Source organism: Nonomuraea maheshkhaliensis, assembly GCF_039529435.1.
In the GTDB taxonomy this organism is placed as follows: domain Bacteria; phylum Actinomycetota; class Actinomycetes; order Streptosporangiales; family Streptosporangiaceae; genus Nonomuraea; species Nonomuraea maheshkhaliensis.
In genome coordinates, this window is sequence record NZ_BAAAMU010000008.1 from 100,517 (window position 1) to 114,796 (window position 14,280).

Genomic DNA, 14,280 nt, shown 5'->3' on the forward strand with positions numbered 1-14,280 from the left:
ACGAGCTCCGCACGCGCCGGCCCCGCGTGCCCCTGAGCCCGAGCCGGCGGCCCGGTCACCAGCTCTGGTGCAGGGGCATGCCCTCCGTGTAGCCCGACGAGCTCTGGATCCCCACGACCGCCTGCGCGTGGAACTCCTCCAGGTTCGACGCCCCCGCGTACGTGCACGCGGACCGCAGCCCGGCCACGATGGCGTCGACCTGGTCCTCCACGCTCGGCCGCTTCGGGTCCAGGTACATCCTGGACGTCGAGATGCCCTCCTCGAACAGCGCCTTCCTGGCCCGCTCGAACGCCGAGTCCTCGGCCGTCCGCAGCCGCACCGCCCGCGCCGAGGCCATGCCGAAGTTCTCCTTGTACTTGCGCCCGGAGGCGTCGGTACGGGTGTCTCCGGGCGACTCGTACGTGCCCGCGAACCACGAGCCGATCATCACGTTGGAGGCCCCTGCGGCCAGGGCGAGGGCCACGTCGCGCGGATGGCGCACGCCCCCGTCCGCCCACGCGTGCCGGCCCAGGCGGCGGGCCTCGGCGGCGCACTCCAGCACGGCCGAGAACTGGGGACGCCCGACGCCGGTCATCATCCGGGTGGTGCACATGGCGCCGGGCCCGACGCCGACCTTGAGGATGTCGGCCCCGGCGTCCACCAGGTCGCGCACGCCGGCGGCGGTCACCACGTTGCCGGCCGCGACGGGCACGCCGGGGTCGAGGGCGGTGACGGCGCGCAGGGCGCCGATCATCTTCTCCTGGTGCCCGTGCGCGGTGTCGACGACCAGGCAGTCGACGCCCGCTTCGAGCAGTTCCTTGGCCTTGGCGGCCACGTCGCCGTTCACGCCGACGGCGGCGGCGATGCGCAGCCGGCCCTGAGCGTCCACGGCGGGCTGGTAGAGGGTGGCGCGCAGGGCGCCCGTACGGGTGAGGATGCCGACCAGTCGCCCGTCCTCGTCCACGATGGGCGCCAGCCGGTGCCGGCCCTCGTGCAGGCGGTCGAAGGCCGTGCGCGGTTCGAGCCCGGCGGGCAGGGTGAGCAGCTCGCTCGACATGACCTGCGCGAGCTGGGTGTACATGTCGACGCCCTGGCAGTCGGCCTCGGTCACGACGCCCACGGGCCGGTTCTCCCAGTCGACCACGATGATCGCGTTGTGGGCGCGCTTGGGCAGCAGTTGCAGGGCCTCGCCGACGGTGTCGTGCGGGGTCAGGGTGAGCGGCGTGTCGTGGACGAGGTCGCGCTTCTTGACCCAGTCGACGACGTTCGCCACGACGTCCAGGGGGATGTCCTGAGGGATCACCGTGATGCCGCCGCGGCGCGCCACGGTCTCGGCCATGCGGCGCCCGGCCACGGCGGTCATGTTGGCCACGACGAGGGGGATGGTGGTGCCGGTGCCGTCGTTCGTCGACAGGTCGACTGCGAGCCGGGAACCCACCGCCGAACGTGAAGGAACCATGAACACGTCGCTATAGGTCAGGTCGTATTGCGGCTCGAGGTCGTTGAGAAATCTCACGTTCATCCATCTTATGTGCGGACAGCTTAACTAGGGGTTTCCCCCTTTCTCGGGGGCTTATGATCGGCCGGGACACATTTGGGGGAGGGGGAGGGTCTGTGAACGTCACCGAACGCGCCGAGCTGATCGTGGTCGGCTTCGCCGTCCGCACGAGCAACGCCGACGAGATGGATCCGGCCCGGGCCAGGCTGCCCGGGCTCTGGCAGCGGGCGGGGGTGCCGGGGGCCTTCGCACACGTGCCCGGCCGCGTGGACGAGAATCTCTACGCGGTGCTGACCGACTACGAGAGCGACCACCACGGCGCCTACACGCAGATCGTCGGCACGGGCGTGCGCACGGCGCCGCGGCTGCCCGAGGGCATGGTGGCCGTGCGGGTGCCGGCAGGTCAGGCGCTGAAGCTGGAGGCGCGCGGCCCGATGCCGCAGGCGCTGGTCGAGTCGTGGCAGCAGGTGTGGAAGCACACCGAGTCGGGCGGTACGCCGTCGCGCGCGTTCACGACCGACCTCGAAGTGCACCACCGCGACGGCGTCGACCTCTACATCGCCGTCTGACCGAAACATCCCAAAAGTCGGGATTTAGGAGCCGGGACACAAGGGCCGGGAGGATGAGAGAGCCCGGTCAGATGCCGAGTGCGACGGCCGCCGCTTCGACGGCCGTCGGCTTGACCTCCTCCAGCGCCAGCTCGGCGTACTCCACCACGCAGTCCGACATGCCGCCCAGCGCCACCGTCGCCCGGATGTGCTGCTCCCGCGTCAGGTCGGGCCCGAGCAGCAGGGCGACGATCTGCCGCCGCCATCCGAACATGCGCGTGCCCAGGTCGAGGTGGCTCAGCGTGGACAGGTCGCGCACCATCATGACGATCACGTCGCGGTGCCGCCACATCAGGTCGAAGTAGTCGCCCAGCAACTGCCGGGGATCGCCGCCGGCCGGCTCGCGATCGCGGACGAACCGCTGGAAGTCCTCGATCAGCGGCTGCACGATGCTGCGCACCAGATCGTCGCGTGAGGCGAAGTGGTAATAGAGCGCGGGCTTGGTCAGGCCCAGCCGTTCGGAGATCTGGCGCAGGCTGGTGTTCTGCACGCCCTGCTCGACGAACAGTTCGCGGGCGACCGCCAGGATGCGGCTCTTTGTGTCACCGGACATGCAGCCCACCTTAGTGCTTACCTACCGTTAAGTAAGCATGCGTGCTACCGTCTTACTTAACGGTAGGTAAGGAGGAGCGATGAAGATCCTGATCTCCGGAGCGAGCGTGGCGGGGCCGGTGCTGGCGTACTGGCTCGTCCGCGCGGGCTTCGACGTCACCGTCGTCGAGCGCGCGCCCGCTCCGCGCAAGACGGGCGGGCACGCGGTCGACCTGTTCCGGCCCGCGATGGACATCGTGGAACGCATGGGCGCGCTGGAGCCGGTCATGGCGCACGCGACCGGCACGCACACGCTCACCATGCACGCCGAGAACGGCGCGCGAGCCGTCGAGCTGGAGATGCGCAGGCTCATGGGGGCATTCTCCGACCGGCACGCCGAGATCATGCGCGACGACCTGAGCGAGATCTTCCACGACCTCACCCGCGACGACGTCGGCTACGTCTTCGGCGACTCGATCACATCGATCACGCCGGAGGGCGAGGTGACGTTCGAGCGCGGCGCGCCGGCCGCGTACGACCTGGTGATCGGCGCCGACGGCCTGCACTCCAACGTGCGTCGCCTGGTGTTCGGCCCCGAGGAGGACTTCACCACCTGGATCGGCGCCTACCTGGCCGTCGCGTCGGTGCCCAACCACCTGGGTCTCGACGGCAGGGTCGAGGGCCTCATGGGGGTGGACAGGACGGCCGCGATGTACGGGGCGGCGCACATGGAGGACGCGCGGGCGGTGTTCCTGTTCAGGACGCCGCGCCCGCTCGACTACCACCACAGGGACGTCGCCCGGCAGAAGGAGCTGCTGCGCGAGCACTTCGGCGACGCCGGCTGGGAGGTGCCGAGGCTCCTGGACGAGGCGGACCGCTCGCCCGCCTTCTACTTCGACTCGATCACCCAGCTCCGCCTCGACACCTGGTCACGGGGCCGGGTGACGCTGGTCGGCGACGCGGGATACTGCCCGGGGCCCGCGGTCGGGGGCAGCACGAGCCTGGCGGTGGTGGGGGCGTACGTGCTCGCGGGAGAGCTGGCCGCCTGCGACGGCGACCACACGCGGGCCTTCCCCGCCTACGAGGCCGAGCTCGGCGAGTACGTGCGCCGCAGCCGTACGTTCGCGGTCAACGCCGCGCGCGGTCTCATGCCCGGCGGCCGCTTCGGGCTGTGGGCGCTCAACCGCGGCCTGCGGCTGGTCAACCGCCTGCCGGCCGCCCTGACCAAGGCTGTGGCGCAGGGGACGAGCAAGGGCGTGCGCCTGCACGACTCGATCGTGCTCAAGGACTACGCGGCGAAGGACGGCCGCACGCCCTCACGCGAGCACTCCAAGGGCGCGTAGTTTGCCCGCCTCCTCCGCCGGCAGGCCCCAGTCCGACAGGTCGGTCAGCCGGGTGGCGGGGGAGAGGTCCTGGCGGGGCGTCCCGAGCAGGCGGGGCGCGGGCACCGGATGGGTCACGCCGCCCACCTGGAGGAACGACTCCCTGGCGACGTTGTGCGGATGGGCGGCGGCCTCGGCCATGGACAGCACGGGCGAGACGCAGGCGTCCGAGCCCTCGAAGAGGGCCTCCCACTCGGCCCGCGTGCGCTTCCTGAACTCCTCGGCCAGGCGCGCCCGCAGCGCGGGCCACTGGGCCCGGTCGTGCCTGTCGGGCAGGTCGGTCAGGCCCATGAGGCCGACCATCGTCTCCCAGAACTGCGGCTCCAGCGCGCCCACGGCCATGTGCTCGCCGTCGGCCGTCTCGTAGGTGTCGTACTGCGGGGCGCCGGTGTCGAGCAGGTTGGTGCCGCGCGGGCCCCAGTGGCCGCTCTGCACCGCCTGGTAGAACATGGAGAACAGGATCGCCGCGCCGTCCACCATGGCCGCGTCGATCACCCGTCCGGCGCCGGTGCGCTCCCGTTCGAACAGGGCGAGCAGCACCCCGTACGCGAGCATGAGCCCGCCACCGGCGAAGTCGCCCAGGATGTTCATCGGCGGCGTCGGCCGCTCGCCCTCGTGCCCCAGCATGGACAGCACGCCGGAGACCGCGATGTAGTCGATGTCGTGCCCGGCCGTCGGGGCGAGCGGGCCGTCCTGGCCCCAGCCGGTCATCCGGCCGTAGACGAGCCGTTCGTTGACCGCGTGCAGGTCGGCGGGCCCGATGCCGAGCCGTTCCGCCACGCCCGGCCGGAACACCTCGATCACCACGTCGGCGTGGCGGACCAGCTCCTTGAACGCGGCCACGCCCTCGGGCGACTTCAGATCCAGCCCGATCGTGTGCTTGCCGCGGTCCATGACGTCGGCGCGAGGGCGGTCGGAAACCGCGCCGACCCGGTCGACTCGCAGGACTTCGGCGCCGTGATCGGCTAGCATCATCCCCGCGAACGGCCCAGGAGCGAGCCCGGCGAGCTCCAGCACTCGCACACCGGACAGGGGACCCTGGCGAACCTCAGGCATCGGAATCTCCTCGTTGCTGACCCTGCCTCAGTAGAACAACATTCGGTGATCTGGTGCAAGCGGCCTTTCCGACTTCCCGCGAAGTCCCGGGAGGTATGGGAAACTTGCCCACTGTTCGGGTGGTCTACAGGCGGTCGCGTTCAGCGTCCGTCTGCAGCAGGCGCGTGCGCCGCTACAGGGGTAGGACATGGTTTCGGATGGCAACCGGCTCATCGCAGGGCGCTACCAGTTACTGCGCGAACTGGGTCGCGGGGGGATGGGCGTGGTCTGGGAAGGCCGCGACACACTGCTGAACCGGCAGGTGGCGATCAAGGAGGTGCTGCTGCCCGCCGGGCTGTCGCCGGGCGACCAGGAGCGTCAGCTGCTGCGCACCGCCCGTGAGGCACGCACCGCGGCGAAGCTCAATCACCCTTCGGTCGTCGCGGTCTACGACGTCGTCGAGGAGGGCGGCCGGCCGTGGATCGTGATGGAGCTGGTCAGCCATCCCTCGGTCGAGCAGGTCGTGCTGACGACCGGCGCGCTGCCCGTGCGCGAGGCGGCGAGCGTGGGCCGGCAGGTGCTGTCCGCGCTGCGGGCCGCCCACGCGGCCGGCATCCTGCACCGCGACGTCAAGCCGAGCAACATCCTGCTGTCCGACGACGGCCGGGCCGTGCTCATGGACTTCGGCATCGCCACCGTCGAGGGTGACGCGTCGCTGACGCGGACCGGCATGGTCACGGGCTCGCCGAGCTTCCTGGCGCCGGAACGGGTCCGCGCCGAGAACGCCGGCCCGGAGTCCGACCTGTGGTCGCTGGGCGCCACGCTGTACGCGTGCATGGTCGGCCGCTCCCCGTTCGAGCGCGGCGACGCCATGGCCACGCTCAACGCGCTGCTCACCGAGGAGCCCGACTACCGCAGGATCCCGCCGATCATGCACCCGATCCTGAAGGGCCTGCTCCGCAAGGAGCCCCAGGACCGGGTGGGCGCCGAGGAGGCGGATCAGCTGCTCGCGGCCATCCTCGCCGCCAAGCCCGCCAGCGCCGACCTCGACTCGCCCAGGGAGCGCAAGAAGGGCTCGGCCCCCGGCCGGGCGCTGCTCGCGGCGGCCGCCACGGTCGTGCTGGTCGTCACCGGCGGCACGGTGGCCTACTTCAGGGCCGCCTCACCCGCCGAGGGCACGCCGCGCACCACCACGCAGCCGGCCGCGGCGACCAGCCCGCTCACGCCCAGCGCGGCGGCGACGCCGAGCGCCACGCCCTCCGCGACCCCGTCGCCCAGCGTGACCAGGCTCGCCCCGGCCGTGCGGGCGTGGCGGTCCAAGGACGGCTGGTCGATCATGCGGCCGATCGGCTGGCGCGGAGCCCTCGGCGAGGGCTACACCGAATGGACCCGCAGAGACGGCAACGCCCACGTCGGGGTCGAGTCCTTCTACGCCAACCGCGACGCCAACCAGGTCATGCGCGACTCGGAGGAGCGGCTCAAGGCCGAGGCCCAGACCGTGATCAACCGCGGCCGCAGGATCGTCTCCCACCGGGGCGTCAAGGCCGTGGAGTGGGAGTTCACCTGGATCGCGGGCGAGACGAGCGACGCGCCCTGGGTCCGCCCCGGCACCCGCTACCACGAGGTCCGGCGGGTCGTCTCGACCGGGGACGCCGCCTACCTGCTGTCGTGGACGGTGGCCGAGGGGCAGTGGGTGCGCAGCAGAGCCCTGATGCGCCAGGTGATCGCCAGCTTTACTGTGAGGGCATGAGTCCCTGGAACCTGCTCGCCCTGCCGCCCCTCCCCGAGGAGCTCATCCGCCGTCTCCTGGCCCCGCTCGGCGACGGGGTGACCGTACGCGTCCCGGCCGGCCGCGACCGTGCGGCGCTCCTCGCGGCGCTGCCGGAGGCGGAGATCGTGCTCGGCGACTGGACGGGCGCGCTCGTCCTGGACGCGGAGGCGGTCGCGGCGGCGCCCCGGCTGGCGTTCGTGCAGCAGCCGTCGGTGGGCGTGGACGGCCACGACCTCGCCGCCCTGACCGCCGCGGGCGTGCCCCTGGCCAACACGCCGGGCGTCAGCGCCGTGGCCGTCTCCGAGTGGTGCCTGGCCGCGGCCATGTCGCTGGCGCGCAAGCTGGGCGCCGCCGACGCGGCCGTACGCGCCGGAGAGTGGCCCCAGCAGGGGCTGCAGCCGCGCGAGCTGCACGGGCAGCGGGCCGGGATCGTCGGCTACGGCCCGATCGGCGTCGCCTGCGCCCGGCTGTTCCGCGCGCTCGGCTGCGAGGTCTCCTACTGGACGCGCACCCCGCGCGAGGACCCCGGCCACACCGACCTGGACACGCTCGTCGCCGGCAGCGACGTGCTGGTCGTCGTGATCGCGCTGTCGGACGAGACCAGAGGGCTGATCGACCCCGCGCGCATGAAGCAGGGCGCCCTGCTCGTCAACGCGGCCAGGGGCGGCGTGGTGGACCAGGGCTCGCTCGTCACCGCCCTGCGCGAGGGCCACCTGGGCGGCGCCGCCCTCGACGTGTTCGACGTCGAGCCGCTGCCCGCCGGCGATCCGCTGCGGGAGCTGCCGAACGTCCTGCTCTCCCCGCACGCGGCCGGCGTCACCCCCGAGGCCAGCGGCCGGCTGCTCGCCGCCACCGTGGAGAATCTGGCCGCCGCGGTCGAGGGCAAGGAGGTGAACAGCGTGGTCAACGGCGTAACGCCGGTGATCTTCAGGAAGTTTACGCAATCGCCTGCTACGTAGGGGATTCACCTGGCACGATGAACAGTTTTCGTGTCTTTAACGACCCCGGTCTGGTCCGGATCGGCCATGGGAGATACCGTCTTACGGACGATCTCTACCAGCTCAAGGGGGTGCTCTCGTGACGACGAAGATGTCGACACACCGACGGGCAGTAGAGCAGATCCGGCAGTCGTACGCCGAGATTCCCGGCGACGCCGCGCCCCGCCTGGCCAAGTCCACGTCCAACCTGTTCAGGTTCCGCGACGGCGGCAGGACGGCCAAGCTCTCGGCCAGAGACCTCGCCGAGGTCATCAGCGTCGACCCTGAGACCATGACGGCCGAGGTCCAGGGCATGACCACGTACGAGCACCTGGTGGACGCCACGCTGCCGCACGGGCTCATGCCGTACGTGGTGCCTCAGCTCAAGACGATCACGCTGGGCGGGGCCGTGACCGGGCTCGGCATCGAGTCCACCAGCTTCAGGGACGGGCTGCCGCACGAGTCGGTGGAGGAGCTGGAGATCCTCACCGGCGACGGGCGCGTGGTGGTGGCCCGCGACGACAACGAGCATCGCGAGCTGTTCCGCGCGTTCCCCAACTCCTACGGCACGCTCGGCTACGCGCTGCGGATCAGGATCAAGCTGCGCAAGGTGCGGCCGTACGTGCACCTGACCCACCTGAAGTTCACCGACGCGGGCAAGTGCATGCTGGCCATGCAGGAGATCAGCGAGAGCATGGTCCACGACGGCGAGAGCGTCGACTTCATCGACGGCGTCTTCTTCGAGCCGGGCGAGATGTACATCACGCTCGGCCGCTTCGCCGACCGCGCCCCCTACGTCTCCGACTACACCGGGATGCGGATCTACTACCAGTCGATCAGGCAGCGCAGCCGCGACTGGCTGACCGTGCGCGACTACCTGTGGCGCTGGGACACCGACTGGTTCTGGTGCTCGCGCGCCTTCGGGGTGCAGCAGCCGGTGGTCCGCTCGCTCATGCCGCGCCGCTGGATGCGCTCCGACGTCTACCGGCGCCTGGTGGCGCTCGACCGCAAGCACGGCGTGACCGCCCGCGTCGACAGGTGGCGCGGCCTGCCGGTGAGCGAGTCGGTGATCCAGGACGTCGAGGTCCCGGTCGAGCGCGGGGCGGAGTTCCTGGAGTTCTTTCACGACAAGGTGGGCATGACCCCGGTGTGGATGTGCCCGCTGCGGGCGGCCTCGCGATGGCCGCTCTACCCGCTGGAGCCGGGCAAGCTCTACGTCAACTTCGGATTCTGGGGAATGGTGCCGCTGCCGCGGGGGCAGTTCGACGGGTATTACAACCGGCTGATCGAGCACTCCGTGCACGAACTCGACGGCCACAAGTCGCTCTACTCGACCTCGTTCTACGCCCGTGAGCGGTTCTGGCAGCTGTACAACGGCGACGCCTATTGGCCGGTCAAGCGGGATTACGACCCGAACGGTCGCCTGCTGGACCTGTACGAAAAGTGTGTACGGGGAAGGTGAGCAGATGGCTCTGGCAACCATCTTTGAAAAGATCGTCGGCCGCGAAGCGAACATCGCGTTCACGGCCTACGACGGAAGCAAGGCGGGGCCCGACGGTGCCGACCTCGCGATCGAGGTGAAGTCCCCGATCGCGGTGGCGTACCTGGCCCACGCACCGGGGGAGCTCGGCCTGGCCAGGGCATACGTGTCCGGCCATCTCGACGTCCAGGGCGACCTCTACGCGTTGCTGGACCGCATGTGGAACATCACCACCAACGACCTGACCACCTCCGAGAAGCTGGCCGCAGTCCGCGCGCTGGGCGTCAAGCCCCTGCTCATGCGCGTGCCCCCGCCCCCGCAGGAGATGCGCCAGAGCGCGCTGGCCCGGCTGGGCTCCCGGCACGCCAAGCAGCGCGACGCCGAGGCCATCCACCACCACTACGACGTCTCCAACCGCTTCTACCGCTGGGTGCTCGGCCCGTCGATGGCCTACACCTGCGCCTGCTACCCGGGCGAGGACGCGACGCTGGAAGAGGCCCAGTTCGCCAAGTTCGACCTGGTGGCGCGCAAGCTCGGCCTTGAGCCCGGCATGCGCCTGCTCGACGTGGGCTGCGGCTGGGGCGGCATGGTCATGCACGCGGCCCAGCACTACGGCGTCAAGGCCCTCGGCGTCACGCTGAGCCGCCAGCAGGCGGAGTGGGCGCAGAAGGCCATCGCCGACGCGGGACTCCAGGACCTGGCCGAGGTCCGGTTCATGGACTATCGCGACGTCAAGGAGACGGGCTTCGACGCGGTCAGCTCCATCGGCCTGACCGAGCACATCGGCAAGGACAACGTGCCGTCGTACTTCGAGTTCCTGTACGGCAAGCTCAAGACCGGCGGCCGGCTGCTCAACCACTGCATCACCCGGCCGACGGGCAAGGAGAAGACGTTCAACAAGGGCGGCTTCATCAACCGCTACGTCTTCCCCGACGGGGAGCTGGAGTCGGTGGGCTGGCTGGTCAGGCAGATGGAGGACCTCGGCTTCGAGATCCGCCACGAGGAGAACCTGCGCGAGCACTACGCCAAGACACTGCGTCACTGGTGCGACAACCTCGACGCCAACTGGGACGACGCGGTGCAGGAGGTCGGCCTGGGCACGGCCCGGGTGTGGGCCCTCTACATGGCCGGCTGCATCGTCGGCTTCGAGCGCAACAAGGTCCAGCTGCACCAGGTTCTGGGCGTCAAACTCGACCAGAACGGGCGCTCGGGCGTTCCGCTGCGGCCGTCCATCGACTGGCCCTGACAGATCGTCGGCCCTGACAGATCGTCTGGCACGGCCGGCAACCGAGTAAGGCCGGATCACCGAGCACGGCCTGATCGTCGAACGGCGCGACGGGTCGCGGGGTGAGACCCGCGACCCGTCGCGCCGTTCCGCTGTGTGCGGCCTTTTTATGCGGCGCTGTGTGCGACCTCTGTGTGCGGGCTCTTGTGCCCTGGCACAGCTTCTGCCCCGGTGCATCGTGACTTTCACCGATTTTCGGCGAAAGACTATGGGCAAGTCGGAAATTTCGCCTTATATTACGGCGCAGAGCAGCGTTATCCCCCTTGCTTTCCGACTCACGTGACCCGGCATCCGCCGACGGCCGGCCCGGCGATGCCGCACCCCCACCCGCGCCGCACCAGGGCGCCCGCAACGAGATGGGCCAAGTCATGCGGAGATTACCCCTCTTATCCGCTCTGCTGATCATCGCGCTCTCCTTCCTGACCGTCCCCGCACACGCGACCGTCCCCGCACACGCGGGCGCCGACGTGCCGCCGCAGGTGCCGGGCGTCACCCTGCGCACCTATGACGTCCAGGTCGAACTGTCCAAGATGTGCACGCTCAAGCCAGGACAGACGCCCAACGTGGACAAGCTGATGCCCACGATCGACTGGACGTCCGACGCCGACTTCGGCCTCACCGACCTGTTCGTCACCGAGGTCACCGGCAACCTGTCCGTCCCGGCCGCCGGCACCTACGAGTTCCGGCTCATCAGCGACGACGGCTCCCGGCTGCGGATCGGCGACACCGTCGTGATCGTCAACGACGGCCGGCACGGGCCGATCGCGGTGGACGGCACGATCACGCTGACAGCCGGCTACCACCCGCTGCGTGCCGACCACTTCGAGCACCTGTACGGCCAGCAGCTCAGGCTGGAGTGGAAGCCGCCGGGCGCCCAGGCGTTCACCCTCGTCCCGACCGAGGCGCTGAGCACGGACGCGGACGTCGTCCGGGTGACCTCCCCCGGCCGCAAGGAGTGCGAGAGCGGCGCCGACTCCCCGGGCGACGGCCTGCCGCTGCAGGCGGTGCACCCTGACTACACCCTCACCGACCTGCGACCGGCCGGGTTCGAGCCGCAGGTGACCGCGATGGCCTGGCTGCCCGGCGGCCGGCTGGCGGTCACCACCTGGGGCGGCTCGGAGAACCGGCTCGGCGAGGTGTACCTGCTGAGCGGTGTGACCGGCGCGACCTCCCCGGCGAAGGTCACCGCCAAGAAGATCGCCGAGGGGCTGCAGGAGCCCATGGGCATCGCGTACGTCGACGGCAAGCTGTACGTGTCGGAGAAGTCCCGCCTGGTGGAGCTGAACGACACGAACGGCGACGAGGTCGCCGACTCCCTCAGGACGGTCGCGACCTGGCCGTTCGGCGGGAACTTCCACGAGTTCGCCTTCGGCCTGCTCTACCGGGGCGGCCACTTCTACCTCAACCTGTCGGTGGCCATCGACTACGGCGGCGCCACCACCGTCCCGCAGCCGGCCCGCGACCGCGGCGTCACCGTCAAGGTCAGCAAGGCGACCGGGAAGGTCGAGTATCTCGCCGGCGGCCTGCGCACCCCGAACGGCATCGGCCGGGGCCCGGACGACGACCTGTTCGTGCTGGACAACCAGGGCGGCTGGCTGCCGGCCTCGAAGCTGGTGCACATCGAGAAGGGCCGCTTCTTCGGCCACCGCACGACGCCGGAGGGCCCGTTCGACGCCGGCGCGGTGAGCCCGCCGGTGCTGTGGCTGCCGCACAACGAGATCGCCAACTCGCCCAGCACGCCGCTGCTGATGAAGCAGGGCAGGTACGCGGGCCAGCTCTTCTTCGGCGACGTCACGTACGGCGGGATCCAGCGGGCCTACCTGGAGAAGGTGAACGGTGAGTACCAGGGCGCGGTGTTCCGGTTCACCCAGGGGCTTGAGGCGGGCGTCAACCGGATCAGCCTCGGACCCGACGGCGCCATCTACGCCGGCGGCCTGGGCGCGGGCGGCAACTGGGGCCAGCCGGGCAAACTCACCTACGGCTTGCAGAAGCTGACGCCCGGCAAGGAGAAGGCGTTCGACTTCCTGAAGATGCGGGCGATCGAGGGCGGCTTCGAGCTGGAGTACACCCAGCCGCTGTCGGCGGAGACGATCGCGTCGCTGGCCGGCCGCTACCAGCTCACCCAGTGGCGCTACGTCCCCGCCGTCACGTACGGCGGCCCGAAGGTGGACGAGGAGCCGCTGACGGTCACCTCGGCGAAGGCGTCGGGCCGGAAGGTCACGCTGAAGGTGGCCGGCCTGAAGCCGGGCCGGGTGGTGCACCTGCGCTCGCCGCGCCCGTTCAGCTCCGCCTCAGGCGAGCCGCTGTGGAGCACGGAGGCGTGGTACACGCTCAACTCGCTGCCCGGCGGCGCGAGCGCCGACACCACCTATGAGGCCGAGAGCGCGGCCCAGAGCGGCGGCGCGAAGCTGAACACCGACCACCCCAGCTACTCGGGATCCGGGTTCGTGGACGGCTACTGGAACGCGGGCGCCACGACGCGCTTCGCCGTCCAGGTGGAGCAGGCCGGCACCTACCACGTGGGCCTGCGTTACTCCAACGGCCCCGACCCGGCGCCCGGCACCAAGTCGCTCAGCGTGTACGTCAACGGCACGAAGGTCAGGCAGGCGCAACTGCCGTCCACGGGCACGTGGGACCTGTGGGCCACCCGGGTCGAGCCGCTGGCGCTGCGGGCGGGCGTCAACACGATCGCCTACCGTTACGACACCGGCGACACGGGCAACGTCAACCTGGACGCGATCACCGTGGCCGCCCGCCCGGTGCTGGAGGCGGAACGGGCCACGCTGCGCGGCGGCGCCGCGGTCAGCACCGCCCACCAGGGCTTCACCGGCTCGGGCTTCGTGGACGGCTACACCAAGCCGGGCGCGAGCACGTCGTTCTCCGTCCGGACCGACGCGGCCGGCACGTACAACGTCGGGCTGCGTTACGCGGCGGAGGCGGGCACGTCGGTGAGCGTGCACGTCAACGGCGAGAAGGTCAGGCAGGTACGGCTGGCGGCCACCGGCGGCCGGGACGCCTGGGAGGTGCAGACCGAGGCGCTGCCACTCAAGCGTGGGACGAACACCGTCGCCTACCGCTACGACTCCGGCGACGCGGGCGATGCCGGGCTCGACCACGTCACGGTGTCGAAGGGGGAGCGGATCACCCTGTTCGACGGCTCCAGCCTGGCGGCGTGGGAGAGACGGGCCGGCGGGGCGGCGACGTGGCCGGTCGCGAACGGCTCGATGGAGTCGTACGGCGGCGACATCCGCACCCGGCGCACGTTCGGCGACTTCACCCTGCACGTCGAGTGGTACGAACCCGACTACCCGCCGGAGGTGACCGGTCAGCAGCGCGGCAACAGCGGCGTCTACCTGCAAGAACGCTACGAGGTGCAGGTGCTGGAGTCGTACGGCGACACCACGCCTGAGGCCAACGAGGCGGGCTCGATCTACTCCAAGCGCCCGCCCGACCGCAACATGGCCACCGCGCCGGGCACCTGGCAGACGTACGACATCACCTTCCGCGCGGCCCGCTTCACCAGCGCGGGCGCCAAGGTCGACGACGCCAGGGTGACGGTCGTCTGGAACGGGACGGTCGTGCACGACGACGTCGCCGTCGACGGCGGCACCGGCGACAACATCCCGGAGAACGCGGCCTCGGCCGGCGTCCGCCTCCAGGACCACGGCGACGCGGGGGAGAACCCGCGCTTCCGCGACGTGTGGATCGAACCCGTCACCTGATCCGCGATGGGG

Annotated in this window: 10 protein-coding genes; 7 read left to right on the forward strand and 3 right to left on the reverse strand. The window is 70.7% G+C overall.

Annotated features, from left to right (window positions below):
* Positions 1-55: 55 nt before the first annotated feature.
* Complete coding sequence (locus ABFX54_RS08155) at positions 56-1,495, reverse strand: GuaB1 family IMP dehydrogenase-related protein (protein ID WP_346102803.1); 1,440 nt, start codon at positions 1,493-1,495, stop codon at positions 56-58.
* Between the two features lie 98 nt (positions 1,496-1,593).
* On the opposite strand from ABFX54_RS08155, the gene ABFX54_RS08160 reads away from it, so the two are divergent.
* A complete protein-coding gene (locus ABFX54_RS08160; RefSeq protein ID WP_346102805.1) occupies positions 1,594-2,046 on the forward strand; it encodes a GyrI-like domain-containing protein in 453 nt (150 codons plus the stop codon).
* Positions 2,047-2,113: 67 nt separating this feature from the next.
* On the opposite strand, the gene ABFX54_RS08165 is transcribed toward ABFX54_RS08160, so the two are convergent.
* A complete protein-coding gene (locus ABFX54_RS08165) occupies positions 2,114-2,638 on the reverse strand; it encodes a TetR/AcrR family transcriptional regulator (protein ID WP_346102807.1) in 525 nt (174 codons plus the stop codon).
* A gap of 79 nt (positions 2,639-2,717) precedes the next feature.
* Here ABFX54_RS08165 and ABFX54_RS08170 point away from each other — a divergent pair, with 79 nt between their 5' ends.
* Positions 2,718-3,959 (forward strand): FAD-dependent monooxygenase, encoded by a 1,242-nt coding sequence (locus ABFX54_RS08170; protein ID WP_346102809.1) that lies wholly within the window; start codon positions 2,718-2,720, stop codon positions 3,957-3,959.
* Here the strand turns inward: ABFX54_RS08170 and ABFX54_RS08175 are convergent.
* Complete coding sequence (locus tag ABFX54_RS08175) at positions 3,933-5,054, reverse strand: CaiB/BaiF CoA transferase family protein (protein ID WP_346102811.1); 1,122 nt, start codon at positions 5,052-5,054, stop codon at positions 3,933-3,935. The genes ABFX54_RS08170 and ABFX54_RS08175 overlap by 27 nt on opposite strands.
* 187 nt (positions 5,055-5,241) lie before the next feature.
* Between ABFX54_RS08175 and ABFX54_RS08180 the strand changes: the two genes are divergently transcribed.
* From ABFX54_RS08180 to ABFX54_RS08200, 5 genes are all read left to right on the forward strand, one after another.
* Entirely contained in the window at positions 5,242-6,783 is a 1,542-nt protein-coding gene (locus ABFX54_RS08180; RefSeq protein ID WP_346102813.1) for a serine/threonine-protein kinase, read from the forward strand.
* Positions 6,780-7,763, forward strand: a complete 984-nt coding sequence (locus tag ABFX54_RS08185; RefSeq protein ID WP_346102815.1) for an NAD(P)-dependent oxidoreductase — start codon at positions 6,780-6,782, stop codon at positions 7,761-7,763. Before ABFX54_RS08180 ends, ABFX54_RS08185 begins: the two co-directional genes overlap by 4 nt.
* 130 nt (positions 7,764-7,893) lie before the next feature.
* Positions 7,894-9,243, forward strand: coding sequence for an FAD-binding oxidoreductase (locus tag ABFX54_RS08190; RefSeq protein ID WP_346102900.1), 1,350 nt, complete (start codon positions 7,894-7,896; stop codon positions 9,241-9,243).
* 4 nt (positions 9,244-9,247) lie between these two features.
* On the forward strand, positions 9,248-10,507 hold the full coding sequence (locus ABFX54_RS08195) for a class I SAM-dependent methyltransferase (protein ID WP_346102817.1): 1,260 nt from the start codon (positions 9,248-9,250) through the stop codon (positions 10,505-10,507).
* A gap of 407 nt (positions 10,508-10,914) precedes the next feature.
* The gene (locus ABFX54_RS08200; protein ID WP_346102819.1) at positions 10,915-14,268 is read left to right on the forward strand and encodes a 3-keto-alpha-glucoside-1,2-lyase-like domain-containing protein; all 3,354 of its coding nucleotides are present in this window, start codon (positions 10,915-10,917) and stop codon (positions 14,266-14,268) included.
* The last annotated feature ends 12 nt before the right edge of the window (positions 14,269-14,280 follow it).